Genomic DNA, 22,961 nt, shown 5'->3' with positions numbered 1-22,961 from the left:
GTAGCACAAACAGAGCGCGCTTAAAAGCGCGCCCTGTGAAAAATGGTTTAGGAATGGATGTGCAGCGCGCGGCACACGCTTTTCCGTGTCACGCGGTACACGAGATACAGCAGCGCGGATACCGCCGCGACCACGATCAGGCACGCGCCCATGCCCGCCAACTCGGAACGGGTAAAGCCGAGGGGGTCGCCGTTGAAGTACATGATCATCATATAGAATATCCAGATCAATCCGGTGCCGACCAGCGCGGGGACGAGGAACACCCGACTGATCTGTCCGCGCACCGAGCGGAACAGATAGCCGTTGGACGCGCCGAGGTGTCGCAGGTCGTCATACACGCGGGCATTGACGAGCGCGATGGTCATGCAGCGGGTAAATGCGATGACGATGACCGCCGCAAAGCACACGATGGCGATAAAGATGAACAGCATGAGGAACACCGCCATGGTGGTGACGAAGTCGTTCTGGTCGAGGATGCGGAACTGGGGCATGTATTTCCAGTAGTTGCGGAAGCCGGAGGAATCGCGGTCGCTGTACTCCGGCGTGAACAGGCCGCGGGAGGCAGCCGCCTCGGGGGAATAGTCGTAGACCTCGCCCGCCTGTGCGGCCAGCGCGGCCGCTACATCGTCGTAATAGTCCCCGACCTCGACTTCCGGACCCGAACGGTCCACAATCTCATCAAACAGCGCCTTGGCGAAGGGATAGCTATTCTCCACATCCGTCACGTTAAAGAACACATATTCCTCGCGCCATACGTCGGTCAGCCCCTCGGTGAGCACGGCGTAGTCTATATCGTCCAGCACATAGCAGCCAAGCAGCATGGTGTACCGCAGCGGCTCGATCGGGGTCACGTCCAGCTCCGCGCCGGTCGCCATGTTGGTCAGGTGGGTTGCGTCGCCGCCCGAAAGATAGCCGCTGCCGCCCTCGTCGTCCAGAATGTTGGCGCACGCGCCCGCGGGGATATCCACGTCCTGTCCGGTCAGGGCGTTGTACGCGCTTTCCGAGAAAAAGGTTGCGCCGTGCAGCAGCTTGGCATATGCGGTCGTGTAGGTGGTGCCGAAGCCGGTATCCGTCTCGATGGAGTAGGTGCCGTCCTTGCCCAGTACGGCCGCGCCCTGTTGCGCCCAGGAGGTGATCTCGACGTTTGTTTCCTCCGCCAGCGCCTGCACCTCGTCCCGTTGGGGCAGGGACTGGTCCGCGCGCCAGTGGTATTCGTAGTCGATCGGGCGCGCGGCGTAGGCGTTTTCCGAGCTGGTGGACAGCATGGGCGCGTAGAACGAGGCGAAGTACGCACCCGCGATCAGCAGGGTCATTACCAGCATGTTGCGCACGGTCTGGCGGCCCTGGAATTTCATCATGGAGACGGAGATGATGTGCTTATAGCGGTTTGCGCCGCGCCTCCAGCCGTTGACCACTGTGTGCAGCAGCACCATGTACAGGCCGGCAAGGGCGGGCAGGTAGAAGAGCGCGTCCACCGCGCCGGAGGCATACCAGTGTAGCACCTTGACGAAAAACGTCGGCATCATATAGCCCAGCACGGCGCCGAGCAGCATCAGCAGGATGCCGGCCGGTCCGTACCAGCGCGGCACCGTGCGGATGGGTTCGGATTTATGGGATTCCTGCACGATGTCGATGATGTTGGTGCGGCGGATGAAGCGCGCGGCGAGCGTGAACAGCATCACGACCACATAGGCCGAAAACGCCAGCGCGAGCAGGTAGGCCTGCGGGTCGAACGACAGCGGCATCTCCTGCGAGTCCACAAGGAAGGTGCGGAAGCCCTGCCAGACGGCCCACGCGAGCGGCGCGCCCAGCGCCGCGCCTGCGGCGCACGAGCCGAACGCGATCAGAGTAAGCTCCTTGACCAGCTCGCGGCGGAGCTGGCCGCGCGACGCGCCGAGCGCGAGGAATACGCCGGTCGCGCGCGATTTCTGGCGGAAAAACAGCCCTGCGGCATAGGTGGTGAATACCGCGCAGCCCAGCACCGCCAGTACAAACACCATCACAACCTGCTTGCGGCTGTCGCCGCCCTCGGGCAGAATGGTGAGGATGGTGGGCGAGCGCATCATGCACGCATAGGCAGTGATGAGCAGCACGGAAAAGAAGCAGCACCCCGCGAGCAGCCCGTACTGCCCGCGGTTTTTGCGGCGCAGCGCCGCGTAGACTTCGGAAAAGGTTTTCATCGTGATCACGTCCCCCTATACTACTCCGCTGACATTTCGCGGATGGCGTCCAGCAGTTCGTCCTGAAACGCACCGCGCGCCTTGTCCGCGCGGGCGAGTACGCGCCATACCACGCCGTCGCGCAGGATGACCACGCGGTCGCAGAACGAGGCTGCGAACGAGTCGTGCGTGACCATGAAGATGGTCGCGCCGAGTGCCTGCCGCGCCTGCGCAAAGCTGTCGATGACCGCGCGGGAGGACTTGGAGTCCAAGTTGCCGGTTGGCTCGTCGGCCAAAATGAGCAGCGGGTGGTTGATGAGTGCGCGGGCGACCGCGGTGCGTTGCTTTTCGCCGCCCGAGATCTCGGCGGGGTATTTGTTTTTGATGGCGGTGATGCCGAATACGTCGCACAGGCTGTCCGCTTCGTTCTCCATGTCGCGTCCAGCCTGGCCGGCGATGATGCGGGGCAGCAGGATGTTTTCGCGCACGGTTAGCCCGTCGAGCAGCAGGAAGTCCTGGAACACAAAGCCCAGCTTGCGGTTGCGCACCTGCGCGAGCGCGTCCTCGTCCAGACGGGCCAGCTCCTCCCCTCGCAGGGTGATGCTGCCGCTGTCCGCGGGGATGTAACAGGAGATGCAGTTGAGCAGCGTGGTCTTGCCCGAGCCGCTTGGTCCCATCACGGCGACGAATTCTCCCTCATTTACGGCAAGGGATACGCCTTTGAGCACCTCATAGGTCGTTTTTCCGACCTGATAGGATTTGTGGAGGTCTTGAACAGATAACATAACGGATACTCCTTTAAAAAAATAACGAATTGTATTACGGCGATGGCCGCCAGATGCGCGGGATAGAACGCATAGAATACCCATTTGGGAATCTTAAGGTCAAGGCACGTGGGGAGGAAGAGGAGCGGCGCGGCAAACACGGCGAAGAACGACCAGTCGATGCAGAGGCCGCCGACCGCAAGGCTCAGCGGATCGCCCGGCATCACGCCGAGGCAGGTGATGAACTGCGCGCAGTACAGCGCCGCGCCCACGGCCGGATGGTTGCGGCACAGGTAAAAGATCAGCATGTACTGGATGCCCATACCGGAATAGTCGAAGTTCCACCAGGAAACCACGAAGAACGCCGCGAGAAACAGCCACCATTTGCGCTCCTTGAGCCCGTACATGGCGAGCAGGGACAGGAACAGCGTGCAGAAGATGTTCCAGTTTGTGAACTGGGCGACAAAGTCATGCGGGTGGAAGGCCAGCACATAGAACGGCTGGGAGATCACCGCGAACAGGCCGAGCCGGAACAGATATTTTTTAATGTCCCGCGTGTAGAGCAGGCCGACCGTCATGCAGTAGCAGAAGATCGGAAACGCGATGCGCCCCACCCAGCGGAACCAGGCCGCCTCGGGGAAGAACGCGCCGCCGATGTGGTCGATCAGCATGGCGAAAATGGCGATGAGCTTGAGGAAATTCGTATCCAGATTGGTCCTGAGCCTGGGCGCGCCCGCTTCAAACGTGGGCGGCGTGGTCAGTACGGTGCGGATGCGGGATAAAGTCAGCTTTGCAGTCATGGCCGATGTCCTCCTTTTTCTTGTCTCCAGCATACCGCGGCCGGCGGGCGAAAACAAACGGCCCTGCCAAAAATGGCAGGGCTGATGTAACGTTTGGCCGGCGGGCAGCGTGGGACGTCATAATCCGCACGTCTGCTGTAAAGTTTGGTTTGGCGAAAGGGAAGCCTTGTGATATAATTTGTTCTGGTAAAGAGTAAACAAAGGGGGGGAAGCCCATGCTTCGCATCGGCATCTGCGACGATTCAGCGGAGGCGCGGCTCGGCCTGCGCGCTATGCTCGAGCGCCTGCTGGACAAGCGCGCGGTCGAGTGCCAGATCTATGAATTTTCCTCGGGCGAGGGGCTGCTCGGCTGGATGGAAAAGCACACGGGTGAGATCGATCTCGTATTCCTGGATATCGAGATGGGCGGCCTGAACGGCATGGAAGCCGCCAAGGCCCTGCGGGAGCGGAGCGACGCCCTGCAGCTCGTATTCGTCACCGGCTACACGGATTTTGTGTTCGACGGGTACGCGGTCGGCGCGCTCGGCTATGTGATGAAGCCGCCCCAGCCCGAGCAGATCGGCGATGTGCTCACCCGTGCGCTCGCGGCGCAGTTTAACGAGGCAGACAAGGTGTTCCTGTGCCGCAATACGGACGGCCTGTTCCGCATCCCGAAAAAGTCCATCCGCTATTTCTACTCCGACCGGCGGCAGGTCACCTGCGTGACCGATACGCGTAGGCTGACCTTCTACGCGCGGCTGGACGATGTGGCCGAGGCGGTGGGGGCGGCGTTCGTGCGCATCCACCAACGGTATCTGGTGCGCGCGGGCGCGGTCGACCGCGTGGAGGGCGGCACGGTCGTGATCGGGGAAGAGAAGCTGCCGATCAGCCGGTCCTGCCAGCCCACGGCGCTCGCGGCCATCGCGCGCGCCATGCTGGAATAAGGGGGCGCGCAGATGACGGCATGGGACTTTCTTGCATGGCTGGCGACCGTGCTGCTGGGCGGCGTCCTGCCCGCCCGCACGGCGCTGCGCTTTCTGGCTGCGCCCAAGGGGCGGGTGCGCTGGATTGCGCCGTATCTGGTGCTGGGCGCGGCGCTCGGCATGCCGACGTGGATGGGGGACGGCAACCCGCTCTACTACTTCCCGTTCTTGATCGCTGCTTTTTTGATCGGCTACGGCGGCAGTCTGGCCGCGCGGCTGGTGGTGGGCGTGATTTTTTTTGAATGGATCATCGCGTGGAGCATGATCGTGGACACGCGCGCGGTGCTGCCGGGCTCGGCGGACTACTGGGGCGCGGTCGTGTGGAAGCTGGCGGCTTGGGCCGCGGTGTGGTTGCTCGTGCGCCGCGCGCTGCGGGACGGCCGGCAGATCGCGCTCTCCGGCCGACTGTGGGCGTTGCTGGGGCTGCTGGCGCTCTCGCCGCTGCTCAGCGAGCTGGCGTTCTCCCTATGGAACGTCCGCGCCTACACGGAGGAGATTGTGGACGGGGTGCTCGATGCCGCGTTCTACACGCTGCTGCCGTTCGTGTTCGTCTCCTCGGTCGCGCTGCTACTCGCGGTCGTGCTGCTTTCACGGCACCAGGCGCTTGAGCAGGAACATCAGCTCGCGGATATGCGCGAGCTGTACTACCAGGGCATCCGGCGTGAGCAGGAGCAGGTGCGCCGCCTGCGGCACGATATGCGCAACCACCTGACCGCGCTTTCCGGCCTGCTCGAGCAGGGGGAGGCCGGCCGCGCGGCTGAGTATGTGCGCAGCCTGCAGGCTGCGTCCGGCCCCTCCGGCGCCGGACGCTTTACGGAAAACGACACGGTCAATATCGTATTATCCGCCAAGGCGCGCGAGATCGGCGAGGCGGGACTGGAGGCGGATATCCGCGTCTTCCTGCCGGAAAAATTGCCGGTCGCCGACCCTGACCTGTGCGCGCTGTTTGGCAACGCGCTGGACAACGCGGTCGAGGCGGCGAAGGACGCGGTGGACAGGCACATCACCGTGCGCGCCCGCGCGGAGAAGGGGCTGCTGATGCTGCGCGTGGTCAACGCCTACGCGGGCAAGCGGGAGGAAAAGCCGGACGGGCTGTTCGGCACCACCAAGGCGGACCAGCGCGCGCACGGCTTCGGCCTGCGCGGCATGCGCGAGATCGCTGCGCGTTACGGCGGCACGCTCGAGGCGGCGGCACGGGATGGGAAGTTTGAGCTGGTGGCCTGCCTGCCCCTTGCGGAAAGTCGGACCGAATAGCTGGCAGCGCGTCATAGAAAAAAGCATCGGATGATTTTTCATCCGATGCTTTTGTGTTTTTTACCAAGCGGGTTCCGGCTCTTTTTCGCCGCAGTATTTGTGCAGGGTCTCGCGGACCGCGTGTGGGCCGCGGTTCAACTCGTTAAACAGTGCGACGACCCTTTCCCCCACGCCGACCTCGAACAGGTTGATGCCGAAGTACATGGTGCTGGAAAGCAACGGGTACAGGCGCTCCTCGGTCACCTGGTCGCCCAAGCGGACCTCGCCGAGCAGCTTGTGGACGTTTCCGATCCGCGCGTCCGGACTGAGCTGGAACGGCTGACCCTCATCGTCCACGCCGACGAGATAGCGCAGCCAGCAGGCCAGCACGAGCGGGATATAGGTCAGGTGGGTCGCCCGATGCATGGGTACGGGGGAGTTATAATAGGCCTTGAGCGTTTCCCCGAAGCGGATGGCGAGCTTGCGGCTGGTGTCGGTCGCGATGCGCTGGGGCGTATCCTGTAGGAATGGATTGGGATACCGCTCGCCGAGCACCTCGTGCAGGAACGCGAACGGGTCGATCACGCCGGGGTCGGTGACGAGCGGCATGGCCTCGCGTTCGGACATGCGGGTGATCAGGTTCACCAGGTCGGGGTCCTGCATTTCGTCGCAGATGCGGGTGTAGCCGAGCAGGCAGCCGAACAGGCCCAGCGCGGTGTCCATCGGGTTCATGCAGGTGCAGGCTTTCATGCGGGCCGACTTTTCCACGATCGAGCGGCTGGTCAGGATAACGCCGAGCTGCTCGAACGCGGGATGGCCGTTCGGGAAATCGTTTTCGATCAGCAGGTGCTGCGGACGCTCGGAATTGACATAGGCCGCGGCGACCGTGCTTTTGGAGGTCGTGAAGATCTCCATGCCGCTCAGCCCGTCTTCCTGCAGCATAGCGCAGACGCGCTCGTCCGGATGCGGGGTGATCTTGTCGATCATGGAGAGCGGGTAGGTCAGCTTTTTGGTGATATAGTCAAAGTCCTCCTGCGTGATGTGTCCGTGTTCGAGCCAGCCACCGGCGAGGTCGGTCGTCATGCGGCGGAGCAGGTGGCTGTTGTTCTGGCAGTTGTCGAGCGAAACCAGCGCGACTGGCGCAAGACCGGCGCGGGCGCGCGCGAGGCACAGTGCCGTGATGCGGCCGGCAAACGTGGAAGCAGCTTGCGGGCCTTGCAGGATATCCTGACCGACCGCGGGTAAAAAATGGCGCTGGTCGTCGCGCAGGACGTAGCCTTTTTCCGTGATGGTGAACGACACCATCTGCAGGTCGGGGCTGGTGAAAATCTGGCGCAGGCGGTCCTCGTCCTCGCTCATCTTCAGGCTTTCTGTGACCGAGGCGACAACCTCCTTGTTGACCGTGCCGTTGGGATACACGGTCGCGACGATCGAGAGATGGTCGCAGCTCCGGTAGCAGCGGTCGATCAGCTCCTCGTCATAGCCCTCGCAGCAGATCACACCGGCTCGGGAAAGGCGGGCGGTCAGCAGGCGCTGTGCAAGCACAGCGGGGAAAGCGCGGAACAGGTTGCCAGCGCCGAAATGCAGCCAGACCGGATGGGCCTTGGTGTAATCGCGGGCAGCCTGGATATCATACTGCGGCAGGCGGTAGCCTTTCCAGGAAAGGTTTTGCGAAAGGTTTTCAAGAGAAAGTTTCATGGGTTCACATCCTTTGGTGTTCATAAGAATAGGAATGCGGTGTGCCGATGGATACTCATATATATAGTATACCAAAAACGCAGATGAAACAATGTTTTTTTAAGCGCGGCGGCCGCATTTTTCCATTCCGGCCGCCGCGCTGCGCTTTCTCGGAAAGGGCGGGGCAGCCCCGCCCTGCCTATGCCAGGAAGGAGCGGCTTATGATATAAAATTCCTCTTGGCTGGGCAGACGGCGTTTTTCCATGGGCTCCAGGCTGTCATCATACCGCGCCGCCGCCTTCTCATCGACCTCCATAGCGGGGCTGCCATAATATACCCAGCGTTTCCCGCCGAGTGCATGGGGGACAAGCTCCTTGACCAGCATCGCCGCGGGGAAGCGCCCGTCCTCCGTGGCGATATGGAACCGCCTGCAGCTCTGAAAGCCGCGGCCCACATAATTGGCGGGACTGCCGAAAATAACGATCCCATCATACCCAAGGGCGGCCGCACGCACGAATGAATGCTCCATCAGCCGCGTCCCATAGCCTTTCCGCTGGTACTCCGGTGCGATGCTGAGCGGGCCGAACGTCAGGATATCCTTTTCCATACCCGACTCGCCGACCAGCTTGGCTTTTGTATACATAATATTGCCGATGACCTGCCCGTCCAGCTCGAGTACGAAATCCAGCTCCGGCAGGAAGTCCGCATGCCCGCGCATGCAGTGGACCAGGTAATGCTCCACACAGCCCGGGATATAAATATTGTAGAAAGCACGGCGTGTGAGCGTTTCCACGGCGGTATAGTCGCCTGCCGTTTCATTGCGTATCACCATCATGTGACCATCTCCTTTCGGTTTGTCGACGGATAAAAAGGAGCTGCAGGACGGCCGGCGTCCCGCAGCCCACTGCACGGTTCCCCCTGCCGGTCAGCCCAGTGCCTCGCGCAGCTTGTAATGCATCAGCTTGCCGGTTGCGGTGTGCGGCAGCTCGTTAACGATATGGTAGACGCGCGGCCACTTATAGGAGGACAGCATGGGGCTTTGTGCGCAGTACGCTTTGAGCTCCTCTGTGGTCAGGCTGTCGTCCGACGGGACGACGTATGCCGCCACGACTTCGCCGCGCAGCGCGTCCGGCACGCCGATGACCGCGCTTTCCGCGACCTTGGGGTGGCCGTTGAGCACGGCTTCAATCTGCGCCGGATAGATATTCTCGCCCGCGGACACAATCATGTCGTCCTTGCGTCCGGCAACGGTAACGAATTCATCTTCATCCCAGGTACCCACGTCGCCGGTGTAGAGCCAGCCCTTATAGAATTTTCGGGCGGTCATTTCCGGATTATTGAAATAGCAAAACGCGCTTTTCGCGGGGGAGGAAATGATGATCTCGCCCGGAGTCTCCCCGTCGCGCGGGACGGTATCCTCCGGCTCCGCGTGCGCGCCGTCCGCGCGGAGGGCGACCAGGCGCACCTCGTCGTCCGTGCAGGAGCGGCCGGCTGAGCCAGCCCGGGCGGGCAGGTCGAACGGACGCAGGAAAGTGTTCCAGAACGTTTCGGTGGTGCCGTAGCCGTTGAAGATATTGGGGGTCAGAAGCTGCATGTATTTTTCGCATGCGGCCTTTTCAAACGGCGCGCCCATGGTTACGATGCCGCGCAGCGCGGACAGGTCGGCGGGCGTGCGTTCCTGGGTGCGCGCGAGCATGGCGATGATGGTCGGTACGCCGATCAGGAAAGAGATGCGGTATTTTTCCGTGTATTCCAGACAGCGCTTGGGCGCGAAGTCGCGCAGGATGACGACCTCGCCTCCCGCGTACAGGGTCGGGCAGGGGCCACCCGAATGGATGCCGCCGCGGTGGAACCAAGGGGTCATATTCATCGTGCGGTCGGTCGGACCCAGCGGGAAATGCATCATCACATCATGCGCGGAAAGCACCTCGTTGACATTGTTGATCGGCACGCCCTTGGGCCGGTTGGTCGTACCCGAGGTATACAGGCGGGTGGTTTCGTCGTAGATATGGGGTGCGAAATCGACCGGCGGGTCGGTCTCCGACTGGCCGGACACATAATCCGGATAACAGACATGACCGTCGGGCGCCTGCGCGCCGCCCCGGTAATCGACCATCACAACGGCCTGCGGCTTGTACTCGCACAGCGCAAGCGCGCCGCCGGACAGTTCGCCGAAGGCAGCGTCGTACAGGAACGCCTTGGGGCGGCTGTCGTCGATCACGAGCGCGATTTCGCCCGCGCCCTGGCGGTAGTTGACCGGACAGGCGATGGCGCCGATCTTGTGCGCCGCCAGATAGCAGAACACGAATTCAGGAGAATTGAGCAGGGCGAACATCACCACGTCATTTTTCCCCACCCCGTCCGCGCGCAGCGCGTGCGCCAAGCGGTTGGCTGCGGCATTCAGCTCGCGGTAGGTCCAGCGGCGGCCAGAGAGAGGGTCGTGCAGCGCCGGCCGCGCGCCGAAACGGGATACGTTGCGTAAAAAACCGTTCAAATAGGTGAACCGAGTCTCAAAGGTGTCCCGAAACATGGACACATCATAGGTATATTCATTCATCATTTCAAAGGGGCCTCATTTCTGGTATCGGGAAAGGACGATGCTGGAGTTCTGCCCGCCGAAGCCGAGGGAGTTGCTCATGGCTGAGTCGATATTCGCCCGGCGGGCCTGATTGGGAACATAATCAAGGTCGCATTCCGGATCTGGATTTTCAAGGTGCAGGGTGGGCGGCAGGATACCGTCACGGATGGCTAGGATGCAGGCGATCGCCTCGGTCAGGCCGCCCGCGCCCATCAGGTGTCCGGTGGCGGATTTGGTCGAGGACAAGGGGGGCGCGGTCTCGCGTCCGCCGAACACGGCCTTGACCGCCAGCGTTTCCGCCCTGTCCCCCAACGGGGTGGAGGTGCCGTGCGCATTAATGTAGCCGATGGCGGCGGGCGGCAGGCCGGCGCGTCCGAGCGCCCGCTTCATACAGGCCGCGGCGCCCGCGCCGTCCGGACAGGGCGCGGTGACGTGATGCGCGTCCGAGGTGTTGGCCCAGCCGGCCAGCACGGCGTATATATCGGCGTCGCGCGCCAGGGCGTGTTCCTCGGTTTCGATGATGAGCGCGCCGCCGCCCTCGCCGATAACGAACCCGTCGCGGTCGAGGTCGAACGGGCGGCAGGCATGTTCAGGGTCGTCGTTACGGCGGGACAGCGCCTTGGCCTGCGACAGGCCGGACACCACAATCGGACACAGGATGCTTTCCCCACCGACCGCGAGCACCGCGTCCGCCTCGCCGGTGCGCAGCAGCATGGCGGCGGTCATGATCGCGTCGCCGCCCGCGGAGCAGGCGGTGTTGAGCGTCAGGCTCGGCCCGCAGATGCCATGCGCAATGGCGATCTGCGCGGCGGCGATGTTGCCGATGGTCATAGGCACGAAGCGGGGGCCGACGCGGTGGCCCGCGTCGAACGCGGACTGTGTCTGCGCGACCGTGGTCACGCCATCCATCGCCGTACCCATCACGATGCCGATGCGGTCGGGCTCGCCCGAAACCGAAAGCCCGCTGTTCCCGAGCGCCTCCTGCGCGGCAGCGAAAGCGAACTGCATGAAGGGGTCCATCGTGCGCGCGAGCGCCTTGGGCATGTGGTCGACGGGGGCGAAACCCTTCAGCTCGGCCGCGATCTGCACGGGCAGGCCGGATGCGTCGAAACGGGTGATCGGGCCTACACCGCAGCGGCCGGCCTTGAGCGCCTCCCAGTAGGCGGCGACCCCGATGCCGATGGGCGTTACCGCGCCCATGCCGGTGATTACCAGTGTTTTTTCTGTCATACTCATTCCTCAATTTCTATATTCAGTTGATAGAAATACATGTATAGTATACCAGATTAAGCGAAAAAATAAAAGTATTTTCACCTTATAATATGTTCAATAACAAAAGCCTCCCCGCTGCAGCGGGGAGGCTGGGAAAGGAAAGCTCAGGCCTTTTTCGGTTCGGCAGGCGCCGCAGCGCCGGCGGAAAGGTTGGGCAGCTTGGGCGCCCAGGTCCTTTCAGGCGGGCGGATGTCGATTGCGGGATTGAAGGCATAGTAGTTCTTCGCGTCCAGGTTCTCCTGCACGACGCGCAGGGCGTCGCCGAAGCGCTGGAAGTGTACGATCTCCCGTTCACGGAGGAATTTGAGCGGCTCGCGGACATCTGGATTGTCGATCAGGCGCAGCAGGTTGTCATAGGTCGTGCGGGCTTTCTGCTCTGCTGCAACTGCAAAAGAACAACATATCATTCGAAACAGATAGGACAAGCTGCCTCCCCTTACACTACAACCATACTGCTATACTACTTGAAAGGTCTGCTCGACGTGGAGAGCGGGAAGCTGTTCAACACGTCGAGTAATATGACTATGCAGTAGTCGTATCACATATATAAGAAGATAGACGAGGATACCCGCCAGCCGCTCAAAAAGACTGTGTTCAAGATCACCAAATCCAGAGGCGAGTTTGTCAGGGAAGCCGAAACCGACGCAAACGGCGCTATCACACTGGACGGACTGCCGGCAGGCAGCTATATTGTGACGGAGATCAAAGCGCCGGACGGGTATATTTTGCAGGATACACCCAAGACCTTTGAGATCAAGGATAGCGGGAGCATGGAACTGGTGTTCACGAATAAAAAGGCATACGGATTGCAGATCCGCAAAGTCGTCAAAGGTACAAACCAGCCGCTGGACGGCTGCGCGTTTACAGTGGAAAAGGCGAATGGCGAGATGGTCGGCACTTACACCACGGATTCCTCCGGCCTTGTGACGGTTTCCGGTCTGGAGGACGGCGTCTATATTGTGACCGAGCTATCCTGTCCGGAGGGTTACCGGCTGGACCCGACCCCGCAGAACGTGATTGTAACGTCCGGGGAGCTGGCGACCGTCACCTTTGAAAATGAAAAGCTCGCCGGCGTGCGCATTAAAAAGGTCGACGCCGTGACAGGCGAGGGCGTCTATGGGGTACGCTTTCTCATCAAGGACGAGCACAACAATCTGATCGGCGAGTACAGTACTGATCAGGACGGCTACATCGAACTGGACGACCTGCTGACAGACGGCAAGAGCGAGATCAAGCTCAAGGTGGAGGAGGTCGCTGCCGCGGAAGGCTATGTGCTGGACGATACCGTGCGCACGCTCCGCGTCCGGCGCGGCGAGACGACCGAGCTTGTCGTGGAAAACACCCCGATCCTTGGCCAGATACAGGTGGTCAAAAAGTCTGCGCAGGACAACCCAGTCACGAATCAGTCGAAAGGCAGCCTGCTCGAGGGCGCGGTGTTCGAGATCACCAACGCCGACACCGGCCGCGTGGTGGACACCATGACCTCGGATTCCCGAGGCATTGCCGCCTCCAACCCGATCCCACTGGGCCGCTACTATGTGCAGGAGGTGCAGGTGCCGCGGTTTTATCAGCTGAATAACGAAAAGGTAGAGGCCAAGCTCAAGGTGGAAGGCGACGTGGTGCAGATCGAGATGTACAACGACCCGGCAAACATCCAGACCACCATTGAAAAGACCGGCAACTACACGGTAGACGCCGGCTTGAATATGCGGTATGACTTCACGAACATTGCAAATAACTCGAATGTTACGCTGGACAACTTCTTCTGGCATGACCGCATCCCCACGGACGCGGTGCGCGCGGCCACGCTGACCACCGGTACCTACAATGCCCGCGTCTGGTATAAGATCACCTTTAAGACCAACATGAATGATTACCGCACGCTGGCGGACAATCTGCTTTCAACCAACGCGTATTCGTTCAAGATCGACAGTGGCTCGCTCAAACTGGCGGCCGGCGAATATGTGACCGATATCCGCTTTGAGTTCGGCACAGTGCCGGCTGGCTTCGAAATGACCGAGAAAGCGACGCTGCTGGTCTATGTGCCGGATTACATGGCGAATGGTTATAACATCATCAACCGCGCGGAGTGCGGCGGCTCGTATCAGGGCGAGTGGGACAACGCTGCCAGCGTATGGGTGACTAAAATCTACCGCGCGCCCACATATACCAAGCCTACGCTCCCGCAGACTGGATTCTAAAAAGAAAGAAAGGGCTTTGCAATATGAAGAACAGAAAACAACTGCAGAGGCTGATTATGCCGCTGCTCGCCGCGCTGTTTATCGGCGCGGCGGGCGCAGTACAGGAAAGCGAACAGGTGCTGCTCGACGGCGACAAAGCAAGCTTTGAGCCGGTCAGCACCGAGCTGGTTGAGATAAACGGTGTTCCGACACTCACCAAGACTTTTGAGCTGGCGCCGGACATCGATCCCGCTCTGCTCCGTGAGGAGCCGTTTTCTCAGGACGGCTACTGGTACCGCTATCAGCGTATGGAAAAGGCCGACCAGGAGATAACAGACAAAAAGCAGGCCGAGGAAACCGTTACAGTAGACGCGCCCTCCGGTGAGCTTGCGGACGTGATCGGTAAGTTCCCCTACACACGAAGCTACAGCAAGGACGGCTATACTGGCGAGTTGCTGCTGGACGTGCAGAGCATCAAGGTGGAGGCGACTGGGTACAGCACCGTGACGGACAGCCACCCGCATACCGTCACCAAAACGTATGAGCTTGCCTACAATGACCGCGGCCTTGTACCGGAGACGGTGCAGGCGGACGGGCTGACGCTGCCGCTCACGAATCTGAGATGGTCCGAAACGAAAAATGTGGAGGACTCGGACGTCCCTGCGGTATGGACAGCAACAGCCATCTACAGCAAAACCACCTATACGCCCCGCGAAGTGGCGGACGGATACCGCGCTACAGCAGTCTACAAGGGCGAGGTGGGGAAAACCAGTGTCGGGAGCGTGGTCTACACCGTGACCTATACGGGAAACAAGATACCGGTCCTGCCCGGGCTGGATCCGGACGTTACCGTATCGCAGGTCGCGATCGTGACAGGGCTGGCAGCCCTGTTCCTGTTGGCGGCAGTGCTCTGGTATCTGCGTTGGCATATTGTCCACATCTATGTCTATAACGAGGAGCGCCGCATCCATGACGTCGTAAGCCGCCAGTATGTGCGGGTACGGATGCCGAAGTACGGCTTTCGGTTTTACAGGGGCATGAGGAAACCGAGTATACGGTCATCCTGCGCCGGCGGCTCGCCAGATGGCTGGAGGGCCTGTCCTTTAACCGGCTGGAGGGTATGGGAGGTGGCTACACTGCCCAAAGCCAGCTCACCACCACAAATGGGCATTTCGGTGCGGTCTCCATCGGCAGCCGCGGCATTTTCGCTTATGTCTACCCTGGAGCCACCTATGAGAATATGAAAAAGGGCGCCGGTCATGTGGACGGGACAAGCGCCTGGAATGGAAATGTTTCGTTGTGCGGCCACAACCGCGGCTCGTGGCCGTATTTCGGAAATCTGAAATATGTGCAGGTTGGGGATGTCGTCACTTATAAGACCTCGCTCGGCATCCGCACCTACCGCGTTACCTTTGCCGGACGCATCCTTGCTACAGATACGGACGTGCTGAACCCCACGGCAGGCGACCAGATCACTATGCTCACCTGTATCGCGAACGAACCGGCTTACCGGTTCTACGTGATCGGACAGGAAATGCGATGAAAGGATGATACAATGAAATTCCGTGGCATGATCGCCGCCTGCATGGCGGGGGGCTCTGCTTCTGTCCACAGGCTGCGCGGACGACAAAGCAAAAATGGAGGTACCCGATACGGACACAGCAGTATTCATAGAGATGGAACAGACAGGTTTGGAGGGATGGGATGACGCAGAGAATGAGACGGTACAGGATGTGCCGCTGGTGCGGCGTGATGTGGAACTCGCGTCAGGAGGTACGGCCGCCCTGTATGCACTTGATACGGGCGAGGAGCCGTCTACCGGAACGGATGAACTCACATCGGTCAGCGCGGAGCTGGTGCTGAACAGCGCTGCTGTCCAGCTGGGCGCATACGGTACGGTGCGCGAACTGGCCGAAAGCGAGCTGTACCACTGGGCAGATGCGAGCGAATTCGACCTGATCCAGTACACCCAGCCGCTACAGATCAACGAGACCCGATATGCAGTCCATCTGCGGTTGGAAAATGACAAAGTCGGTATGGAGCAGCTGGTGGTCTACACTGATCTGGGCGGCGTCGCCCGGGTGGACCGCCTGTGGCGCTCCATACCGGATATGCAGGCGGAGGAAAGCTCGCCCGCATTTGACAGGACCGCCGCTTATCTCATTTCAGACCAAGCCTTATAATATTGGCATGAGCCGGTATGACCTTTTCCGTTCATACCGGCTCATTGTATTTTATGGAGAAGCCAGCGGTAAAAATTCAAGAGGTCTGAGTGAAAAAACGAAAGGGAGATAAGGAGGGATCAAAGCATAGCAAGAGGCCGCAGTTGGGTCTGCGGTTGGGATAAACGCAGTATGTAAGAAGCCAGGATCTCAATAAATTCGGAGGCGGTAGGAATACAGGCCAGCGGATAGCCGGCCATCTCGAACAGCAAAGGACGATTGACTTTCCATGCTCTTGCAGCGGCAGTTCGGATATTGCGTTCCACAGCAGTCCATTTGCAGTGGAAGTGAGAGGCGGTTTCCATATAGATTTTCTTTGTGACAGCCTCTAAACGAGATTCATCATGAACTACCAGACAGATGGCATGGGCGGTGTGCTGAAACCCTTTGTAGCATCTGGTAATGCCGAATAAACGTAACGTATCCTGAACGGTTGTCATAGGTATATCCTCCCAAATACAAAGATTTGAGAAGATAATACAACCAAAAACAGGAAATTCAATTTTTGTCGCTATTATTCGACACTTTTTGTTTCTAGGAGATACCGGCTGCCAGGGGCCGGTCTTCCTTGAAAATAGCATAAATGGTGTTGCAGAGTTTGCGGGAGATGGTGCCGATCGCGGTAAGATGGTGCTTGCCGCGAGCACGGAGGGACTGGTAATACTCTGAGAGAATGGGGGCACAAAAAGCCGCCTTGGAGGCGGATAGCCAGATGGCCCGCCTGAGATACGGTGAGCCCCGTTTAGAGATTTTCTGCCTTGTTCCGATAAACTCACCGGACTGTGTGACTCGTACATCCAACCCGGCAAAGGCGACCAGTTTATTGGATGCGTCAAAGCGATGGATGTCTCCGATCTCGCTCAGGATAATGGCGCCCAAGAGGCAGCGCCAAAGGTGTCTGAAAACAAGTGACAGATTCGTGACGAAGAACTGCCCGAAGCGCACGATCTGGGCGATAATGAAGCTGTCCTTTCGGTCATTCTTTGTCTGACGAATATACATCTTCCGAAAAGCCTCAGACTGGATGGGATTGATGACCTTTACTTCAAAGCCATGCTCCAGCAGATACCCGTACACGCTCGGCCAGTAATGGCTGGTGGCCTCCATGCCAATGAGCAGGTCATCTTTTGAGCTGTTCAGCTTCTGAACATTGCCGCCAGCTTCTCACAGCCCTCTTTGCTGTTGGAAAATGAAATGCTGTCCAGCAAGGCCGCGCCGGCCTCACCTATGACCGTGGCTTCATGTTTGTATTTGGCGATGTCGATCCCGCAGTAGAGCATGGGAAACCTCCTCTTTCAAAATTCCAGACAGAGTTCCCTCACGCTTCTTTGCGGAACACAACCTCGTTAGATATCCAGCGCATCCTCGCTATCCAGCCATTCGTGTCCACCCGCAAAGACAGAGGCGCAATTCTCTCTTTGGAAGCTGTACTTCAAGGAGACAACCTGCGCCCTCTGTCTGCTGGCCTTATTATCCCACATGGATTGTGGAACAACAAGTGGGTTTCATGCGGTTCCCCACATTATACGGGAGAGAAAAAACATGACCACAAAGAAACTGCGCATCCCCATCTTACTGCTGGCGCTGTGGCTGATAGCGGCGACGGTTATCCCGCAGTCCTATGCCGCGGGCGGTACGCACCGCGGCGAAGTAAAAAACGGTACCGGTTATACATCCAGCGCGGTCGGCGTCAACGTGTGAGAGACCGGCATCGCCCGAGACATATCCTTTGTGCCGATAGAGGGCTATTGCATCACGCCGGTGAACGCCTCTAATGGCGATACATCGGCCAGCGTGGAGATCAAGACGGAGGAAATGCCGGTGCAGATTACCGCGGGCGGCATGGCGCTCCCCTTGTAGCATGAGGGGCGGAGCGTCACGGTTACTGTCCCAGGCAACTGCACTGGAAACCTTATCTTGTCCGCTGCTGCGGAAGCCGTATCTTACCGGCTCGCCGTGACCGCGGACAGCGGCATTGAGGTCAGCGACGGCGGGACGTATGGCGCAGGCAAGACCGTGACCATCACCGCTGAGCCTTCCGGCGAAGCAGGGGTCACCCGCGTACAGGTGGCAAAGCCACGATGGCGTTGACGGCAGAAGAAAATCTGAGCGTCTATTTTTACAGCAACGGCAGGCCGGGGGAGCAGCCGCTGGTCGTCCGCGTCAGCGGCGATAAGGGCGTGGACATAGGTGGCAGCTGTATTGAAGTGAGGCGCGGGAATGATGTGAATATCGGAGCGCAAGCTGAACGCGGCTGTGAGATCGCCGAGGTACGGTTGGACGATGGAGTGCAGTCCGTAACCGGCTATGTGTCCGAGGGGCGCGTTTGGCTGGGCGGCAAGGTGTACCGCATAGACCAGATCGATGGCCGCTTCTGCCTCCCGCACGGGTGTGAACGACGGCGGCTCGGCGACGTATACGGTTTCGCCGGACAAGAGTTATACGCTGGATACCGTCACGCTGCGCGTGGGCAGTCGGCAGGAGACCGCCCATGTGGAGGATGGCACGATCAAAGTAGGGGATAGGTCTTATCCTATGAGCCTTTCTGCAAAAGGCGTTTTAAAAGTCGCCGTAAGCAATATCAGGGACGACGTGCGGCTCAGCGCCGGTGCGGTACGCAAAAACAACGGCACATTGTTTCTGCGTAATGGCGTCACCGCGCCGTATTTTGAAGGTATGGGAAACTACCGGTTCTGTCCGGAGGACACCCTGACCCGTGCGGAAGCGGTCAAGCTCATTAACCGTGTGACCAGCCGGTCGCTGTGCGTGTATACCATCCAGACCAGATTTGCGGATGTGCCTGCCTCGCACTAGGCGTTTTGGGATATCATCAGTGCTGCAAATTGCGTAATATAACAAAAAAACCGCCTGGAAAGGCGGAACGTATAGACGACAAGTGGCTTGTGTGATATACTGGACACAGGAACGCTGTTACATATGGCGGTCAGCCCACTCCCCACAAAGGGGGTGATGCTTTATGAGACGATTCGTAAGAATTGTAATATGGGCAATCCTTTTGCTGCATATTTTACTTATAAAAGCGCGTTGACCGCTCGGCTGGTACCCGAACGGTCAACTTTTGTTGATACCCAATAGGGGCTGACTGCTGTAACAGCGTTCCCTTTGTGTATCTATTATAAGCGGTGCGCGCCGCTTTGTCAAGCAGACGGAGTGAACGCGCTGCTACATTAGCAGCATGCATCTATCACATGCTGCGCCCGCTCCAGGATCTCGCGCCGCCATTCCGCCTGCGCGGGATTTTCGTTGACATAGGCGCTATTGTATGCGTGCTGCGCGGCCTGCTTCAGGTCGCGGCTGCGCTCCCCTGCTTCCAGCCGGCGTTCAGCGGCCTCCAGCTCGGTAAGCGCGCTTGCCAGATTACCATCGGTCCATGCCATTTTCATCACACCTCTTACCTTGTATTGCTTTGCCTATTATAGCAGGGCTGTACAGGCCAGTCAACCAAAGGAGGAATTTCCCATTGAATCAAAATAAACTGCAAAAGGCGCGTCCCGCCCTCGGATGGATGGAACGCGCCTTCTTATTTTACCGTATCGCGCTGGTGCTGCCTGTCATCGCCGCGGTCCTGATCCCGCTGGCCTTTGCCGTGGAGGACATGTGGACGGCGGACCGCATCATCAAGGACGTGTATTCCAAGATTGCCGCCATTTCAACCGCACTCGCCGGCCTGATGAGCGCGGTGGCGATCAACGGCGCGCCAAAATGAGCGGCACACAGCAAAAGGCTGACAGCGCGTGGGAGTGGCTCAAAAGAGTCTGGCTCGCCTGGGTCATCATCAACGGCATCGGCGCGTTCATCGCCTACGTCCGCCCGCTTTTTGACGGGCTGGCGACGCTGGAATGACCGCTGATAAGTGACGAAATATGCTACACTGGCGATGACAAGGAGGGGCGGTTACGCTATGTCCAAGCACAAAGTTGAGTGGAATAAAAGCACCTGCTGTAAGTGCGTAGCGGAAGGTCGTGGACAAGGAGAGCTATGCAATGATAAATTGTAGCTTACCTATCTTAAAAGCTATGAGCAATATAGAGTGTTAAATTTGCATTGATATCTACTCGAAATATTGCTATACTATAAAAGTAAAAACAAAATGGAGGTGTTAGTGATGCCGAGTATTCGCCCGATCTCTGACCTTCGCAATAGTGCCAATGAGATATCGGATTTCTGCCACCAGACCCGCGAGCCTGTTTTCATCACCCGCAACGGAACCGGCGATATGGTTGTGATCAGCATGGAGGAATATGAACGCCAGCAGGGATTGATCGACCTGTACGGCAAGCTGTCGGCGGCGGAGCAGGAGATCTCTTCCGGAGCGGAAGGGGAGGACTTTGCCGCTTTTGCGGCGGACCTGTGGGAGAGCATTCATGGAAACGTATAAAGTCAGGATCTATCCTACAGCGAAACAGGATATGCGGGAGATTGTCCAGTACCTGAACACCCTATCACAGGAGAGCGCACTGGCCAATTACGATCTGCTGGTAGAAAAGATAGCGGGACTGGCCCAGATGCCGGAGCGCTGTCCCCAGCTCAATGACCTTGCGTTGCGGGCAAAGGGATATCGGTATCTGCTCGTCAAAAACTATCTGGTTTTTTTCGTGGTCGCAGGCGATACCGTCCAGATCAGGCGCGTACTATATGCGCGAAGGGACTACCGCGCATTGCTGTGATGCGGTACTTTGTCTGGCGACATGACACAACAACTGAATAGTATAAAGACGCTTCTGTTACTGAAGCGTCTTTTCTATTAGCGGCGCCGTATCATATTTCCCATATGCGGCCTGGTTTTTTGTTTTACTGGAAGGGAGGGAACCTGAAATTCTCGAAAAGTTAGTAAAAGCCCTGTTTGAATGGCTGGCGTCGCTGTGGTATGAGATAGTGGAATATCTGCTGGACCAGCTCATGGAGCTGTTTAATGTGGATCTTTCCTACTTCGCAGAACGCGTGCCGGTCATAGACGACATTGCAAACATCTTTGTTGCGGTGGGCTGGGCGCTGCTTATCGGCAACCTGGCGTATCAGGCGATGCGTTCCATGGCCTCAGGCGTCGGCATCGAGGCGGAGGAGCCGGGGCGGCTGTTCCTGCGCAGCGCGATGTTTTCCTTTTTGCTGCTCGTCAGCCGGCAGATCTGTGCGATTGGCTTTGACCTGTCCGCCACGGTCATGGAGATGCTGCAGGTGCCGGACGCCGTCACCTTTGACCCGTTCGGGGAGGAAACCTTTGATACGCTCCCCAACGCGGGCTGGCTCATCGTCATCGTGGTAAACATCGTCATCCAGTGGCAGCTTATCCGGCTGTTCTTCGAGGTCGCGGAGCGGTACGTTATCCTCTGTGTCCTGACGTACTGCGCGCCGCTGGCCTTTGCGATGGGCGGGTCGAAAAGCACAGGCGATATCTTCCGCGGCTGGCTGCGGATGTTCGCCAGCATGTGCGTACTCATGGTGTTCAATCTGATGTTCGTCAAGCTGGTGCTGTCCGCGCTCTCCACAGACCCGAACGGCGCGGCGATCATCCCGTGGGCGATGCTCGTGGTTGGCATTGTCCGTATGGCGAAGAAGATGGACGGCGTTATCCTGCGCATCGGCCTGAACCCCGCTCTCACCGGGGACACGCTGGGTGCGCGCTTCCCCGGCGCGCTCACGGCCATGGCCCTGCGCAGCATCGCGTCCGTCGTGACACGCACGGCGGCGCAGAACACACCATCCGCCGGACACCGCAATACCTCCGGCCCGCCGCACGGGGGCGATTCGCTGCGGCACAGCGGCATCCTAGCCGGCGGCAGGCCGTCCGGCGCTCCCCGCCGATCCGGCACTTCGCGGCCATCTGCCGCAGGCAAAGGGACGGGGACGCCGTCCCGCCGTGCAGCAGATAAGACCGCCGCGCAGGGGGCATATTCCGGCGCGCGTGTGGCGGACACGTTGGCAGCCTTCCGCAGCCGGTACGGCGCGGATAACGCCGAGGCTATGCGGCAGGTGCGGCAGGCGATCAGCATCGATGCGGATGACTGGGGAGACGAGAACTATACCGGCAGCGTGGTGCAGAACAACACTGCCCAGACCGTTTCGGGTACTGGCAGCCGGGTGATGCCGCCGGCGCCGCCAAAGCGTCCGCTTCCGGAGAACTTCGGCCGCATGGACCCGCCGCAGACAGACGGCAAGCTGCCGCCGGTCATGCCACAGCGCACAGCGGATGGACAGGCCAGCCATATGGTATCCCCGGTCACGCCGCGGCCGCCGGAACAGGTACAGTCCGGCAGCGGGGTCATACCGGAACGCGGCACATTCACAGCGGAGCATGGAAACAGACAGCTAGGGCATACGCCGCAGGCGGGTAAGATCAGTCAGGTCATGCCGCCGTCGCCGCAGCAGATACATCAGGATCGGATGGGCATGGAAAACCATACATCCATATCCAATACAGAGCGACCGGCGGCACAGCCGGTCACCAGCATGACGCCGGCCACCCCGCCCGTACCGGCTGGCGGGACGGCGCAGGCAAAACAGGACACTGCACCGATCGCCAGAGCATCCGCTGCAACGGTCGCCGCTGGCAGCATGGCGTCCGGCCGTGCGGATGTGGTCCGTATCTCCCCTGCGCGGGAAGCCCCGCCGCGATCAGTACATCCGGCGGCTGGGCGCGTTGTCTCTACGGCAAAACAACAAACGCCTTCGACGGCACAACAGAGGGTTCCGTCTCCTGCCCGGGTGATGCCGTCTGCACCACACAAGACATCTGCACAGACGGGATCACAGGTCGCGCCCACACAGGCGGCAGCTGTGACACCTGCCGCGCCGTCGCAGGCACACGCGCAGCCAGCCGCAAAGCTGCAGCCGGATGTTGCACCCGCAGACCGTCGCCCTACAGTTACCCCAGCAAAACGGGAACAAAAACCGGAGCGCCTAGATACGGCATCCCATCCGGACGTCACCCCGGGCGTCCACACGCCGGATATGGTAACGCCGCCGCCTGCCGTCCAGCCCCGTACCCTACGACGCAGCGCACAGCCGCTGAAAAGTAAAGCGGCGCCGGAAACACCAAAGGGAGGAGGAATCCACAATAGAAAACGCAGGAGAAAGAAATAATCACAGCCACACC

The 22,961-nt window shown here is 59.7% G+C and carries 27 protein-coding genes; 15 read left to right on the top strand and 12 right to left on the bottom strand.

From position 1 onward, the window contains the following. Window positions 1-47: 47 nt before the first annotated feature. The 3 genes from DBQ51_RS05750 to DBQ51_RS05740 are packed head-to-tail and all read right to left on the bottom strand — an operon-like array spanning window position 48 to window position 3,723. The gene (locus tag DBQ51_RS05750; RefSeq protein WP_107631000.1) at window positions 48-2,180 is read right to left on the bottom strand and encodes an FtsX-like permease family protein; all 2,133 of its coding nucleotides are present in this window, start codon (window positions 2,178-2,180) and stop codon (window positions 48-50) included. 20 nt (window positions 2,181-2,200) lie between these two features. After that, window positions 2,201-2,944: an ABC transporter ATP-binding protein gene (locus DBQ51_RS05745; protein WP_054326729.1), complete on the bottom strand. Its 744-nt coding sequence runs from the start codon at window positions 2,942-2,944 to the stop codon at window positions 2,201-2,203. Beyond that, window positions 2,860-3,723: a TraX family protein gene (locus tag DBQ51_RS05740; RefSeq protein ID WP_159068081.1), complete on the bottom strand. Its 864-nt coding sequence runs from the start codon at window positions 3,721-3,723 to the stop codon at window positions 2,860-2,862. The genes DBQ51_RS05745 and DBQ51_RS05740 overlap by 85 nt, the downstream gene beginning before the upstream one ends. A 215-nt stretch (window positions 3,724-3,938) precedes the next feature. Between DBQ51_RS05740 and DBQ51_RS05735 the strand changes: the two genes are divergently transcribed. Next, window positions 3,939-4,646: a LytR/AlgR family response regulator transcription factor gene (locus DBQ51_RS05735; protein WP_054326731.1), complete on the top strand. Its 708-nt coding sequence runs from the start codon at window positions 3,939-3,941 to the stop codon at window positions 4,644-4,646. Window positions 4,647-4,658: 12 nt separating this feature from the next. Beyond that, window positions 4,659-5,939 (top strand): sensor histidine kinase, encoded by a 1,281-nt coding sequence (locus DBQ51_RS05730; protein WP_107630999.1) that lies wholly within the window; start codon window positions 4,659-4,661, stop codon window positions 5,937-5,939. 60 nt (window positions 5,940-5,999) lie between these two features. On the opposite strand, the gene DBQ51_RS05725 is transcribed toward DBQ51_RS05730, so the two are convergent. From DBQ51_RS05725 to DBQ51_RS05705, 5 genes are all read right to left on the bottom strand, one after another. Continuing rightward, window positions 6,000-7,616 (bottom strand): mannitol dehydrogenase family protein, encoded by a 1,617-nt coding sequence (locus tag DBQ51_RS05725; RefSeq protein ID WP_107630998.1) that lies wholly within the window; start codon window positions 7,614-7,616, stop codon window positions 6,000-6,002. 178 nt (window positions 7,617-7,794) lie between these two features. Beyond that, window positions 7,795-8,430 (bottom strand): GNAT family N-acetyltransferase, encoded by a 636-nt coding sequence (locus tag DBQ51_RS05720; protein WP_107630997.1) that lies wholly within the window; start codon window positions 8,428-8,430, stop codon window positions 7,795-7,797. Window positions 8,431-8,520: 90 nt separating this feature from the next. After that, entirely contained in the window at window positions 8,521-10,155 is a 1,635-nt protein-coding gene (locus tag DBQ51_RS05715; protein ID WP_107630996.1) for a class I adenylate-forming enzyme family protein, read from the bottom strand. A gap of 12 nt (window positions 10,156-10,167) precedes the next feature. Continuing rightward, the gene (fabF, locus tag DBQ51_RS05710) at window positions 10,168-11,403 is read right to left on the bottom strand and encodes a beta-ketoacyl-ACP synthase II (protein WP_054328290.1); all 1,236 of its coding nucleotides are present in this window, start codon (window positions 11,401-11,403) and stop codon (window positions 10,168-10,170) included. Window positions 11,404-11,549: 146 nt separating this feature from the next. Further along, on the bottom strand, window positions 11,550-11,870 hold the full coding sequence (locus DBQ51_RS05705; protein ID WP_407923227.1) for a manganese catalase family protein: 321 nt from the start codon (window positions 11,868-11,870) through the stop codon (window positions 11,550-11,552). A gap of 117 nt (window positions 11,871-11,987) precedes the next feature. On the opposite strand from DBQ51_RS05705, the gene DBQ51_RS05700 reads away from it, so the two are divergent. The 4 genes from DBQ51_RS05700 to DBQ51_RS05690 all read left to right on the top strand — a co-directional run bounded on the left by DBQ51_RS05700 (window position 11,988) and on the right by DBQ51_RS05690 (window position 15,808). Beyond that, window positions 11,988-13,646, top strand: a complete 1,659-nt coding sequence (locus tag DBQ51_RS05700) for an MSCRAMM family protein (protein WP_307718898.1) — start codon at window positions 11,988-11,990, stop codon at window positions 13,644-13,646. A 23-nt stretch (window positions 13,647-13,669) separates the two neighbouring features. Continuing rightward, window positions 13,670-14,869, top strand: coding sequence for a hypothetical protein (locus DBQ51_RS17105; protein WP_242977840.1), 1,200 nt, complete (start codon window positions 13,670-13,672; stop codon window positions 14,867-14,869). After that, window positions 14,866-15,168 carry a sortase gene (locus DBQ51_RS05695; RefSeq protein ID WP_242977839.1) on the top strand — a complete coding sequence of 101 codons (303 nt, stop codon included), beginning with the start codon at window positions 14,866-14,868 and terminating at the stop codon, window positions 15,166-15,168. The genes DBQ51_RS17105 and DBQ51_RS05695 overlap by 4 nt, the downstream gene beginning before the upstream one ends. A 133-nt stretch (window positions 15,169-15,301) precedes the next feature. Beyond that, window positions 15,302-15,808, top strand: coding sequence for a hypothetical protein (locus tag DBQ51_RS05690; protein WP_107630993.1), 507 nt, complete (start codon window positions 15,302-15,304; stop codon window positions 15,806-15,808). Window positions 15,809-15,927: 119 nt separating this feature from the next. On the opposite strand, the gene DBQ51_RS05685 is transcribed toward DBQ51_RS05690, so the two are convergent. From DBQ51_RS05685 to DBQ51_RS17350, 3 genes are all read right to left on the bottom strand, one after another. Then, window positions 15,928-16,287: a sporulation initiation factor Spo0A C-terminal domain-containing protein gene (locus DBQ51_RS05685; protein ID WP_054328284.1), complete on the bottom strand. Its 360-nt coding sequence runs from the start codon at window positions 16,285-16,287 to the stop codon at window positions 15,928-15,930. 94 nt (window positions 16,288-16,381) lie between these two features. Then, on the bottom strand, window positions 16,382-16,954 hold the full coding sequence (locus DBQ51_RS17100) for an IS110 family transposase (RefSeq protein ID WP_277997732.1): 573 nt from the start codon (window positions 16,952-16,954) through the stop codon (window positions 16,382-16,384). Between the two features lie 29 nt (window positions 16,955-16,983). After that, entirely contained in the window at window positions 16,984-17,127 is a 144-nt protein-coding gene (locus DBQ51_RS17350) for an IS110 family transposase (RefSeq protein ID WP_243182426.1), read from the bottom strand. 262 nt (window positions 17,128-17,389) lie between these two features. Here DBQ51_RS17350 and DBQ51_RS16495 point away from each other — a divergent pair, with 262 nt between their 5' ends. From DBQ51_RS16495 to DBQ51_RS16485, 4 genes are all read left to right on the top strand, one after another. Beyond that, window positions 17,390-17,548 (top strand): hypothetical protein, encoded by a 159-nt coding sequence (locus tag DBQ51_RS16495; protein WP_153802400.1) that lies wholly within the window; start codon window positions 17,390-17,392, stop codon window positions 17,546-17,548. Between the two features lie 30 nt (window positions 17,549-17,578). Continuing rightward, the gene (locus tag DBQ51_RS17345; protein ID WP_277997731.1) at window positions 17,579-17,707 is read left to right on the top strand and encodes a hypothetical protein; all 129 of its coding nucleotides are present in this window, start codon (window positions 17,579-17,581) and stop codon (window positions 17,705-17,707) included. A gap of 57 nt (window positions 17,708-17,764) precedes the next feature. Further along, window positions 17,765-17,938, top strand: coding sequence for a hypothetical protein (locus tag DBQ51_RS16490; RefSeq protein WP_159068080.1), 174 nt, complete (start codon window positions 17,765-17,767; stop codon window positions 17,936-17,938). Between the two features lie 273 nt (window positions 17,939-18,211). After that, window positions 18,212-18,661 (top strand): hypothetical protein, encoded by a 450-nt coding sequence (locus DBQ51_RS16485; protein ID WP_159068079.1) that lies wholly within the window; start codon window positions 18,212-18,214, stop codon window positions 18,659-18,661. 374 nt (window positions 18,662-19,035) lie between these two features. Here DBQ51_RS16485 and DBQ51_RS05665 read toward each other — a convergent pair whose 3' ends face one another. Next, window positions 19,036-19,251 (bottom strand): hypothetical protein, encoded by a 216-nt coding sequence (locus DBQ51_RS05665; protein WP_054328280.1) that lies wholly within the window; start codon window positions 19,249-19,251, stop codon window positions 19,036-19,038. A 77-nt stretch (window positions 19,252-19,328) separates the two neighbouring features. On the opposite strand from DBQ51_RS05665, the gene DBQ51_RS17090 reads away from it, so the two are divergent. The 5 genes from DBQ51_RS17090 to DBQ51_RS05645 all read left to right on the top strand — a co-directional run bounded on the left by DBQ51_RS17090 (window position 19,329) and on the right by DBQ51_RS05645 (window position 22,948). Next, entirely contained in the window at window positions 19,329-19,574 is a 246-nt protein-coding gene (locus tag DBQ51_RS17090; protein ID WP_242977837.1) for a hypothetical protein, read from the top strand. Next, complete coding sequence (locus tag DBQ51_RS17085; RefSeq protein ID WP_242977836.1) at window positions 19,571-19,711, top strand: hypothetical protein; 141 nt, start codon at window positions 19,571-19,573, stop codon at window positions 19,709-19,711. Before DBQ51_RS17090 ends, DBQ51_RS17085 begins: the two co-directional genes overlap by 4 nt. A 262-nt stretch (window positions 19,712-19,973) precedes the next feature. Beyond that, window positions 19,974-20,246, top strand: a complete 273-nt coding sequence (locus tag DBQ51_RS05655) for a type II toxin-antitoxin system Phd/YefM family antitoxin (RefSeq protein ID WP_107630989.1) — start codon at window positions 19,974-19,976, stop codon at window positions 20,244-20,246. Beyond that, window positions 20,233-20,535: a type II toxin-antitoxin system RelE/ParE family toxin gene (locus tag DBQ51_RS05650; RefSeq protein ID WP_107630988.1), complete on the top strand. Its 303-nt coding sequence runs from the start codon at window positions 20,233-20,235 to the stop codon at window positions 20,533-20,535. The genes DBQ51_RS05655 and DBQ51_RS05650 overlap by 14 nt, the downstream gene beginning before the upstream one ends. A 208-nt stretch (window positions 20,536-20,743) precedes the next feature. Then, a complete protein-coding gene (locus tag DBQ51_RS05645) occupies window positions 20,744-22,948 on the top strand; it encodes a hypothetical protein (protein WP_107630987.1) in 2,205 nt (734 codons plus the stop codon). Window positions 22,949-22,961 lie beyond the last annotated feature (13 nt).

Source organism: Agathobaculum massiliense, from assembly GCF_900291975.1.
GTDB classification, from domain to species: Bacteria; Bacillota; Clostridia; order Oscillospirales; family Butyricicoccaceae; genus Agathobaculum; species Agathobaculum ammoniilyticum.
This window is presented reverse-complemented; position numbering and strand designations above follow the sequence as displayed.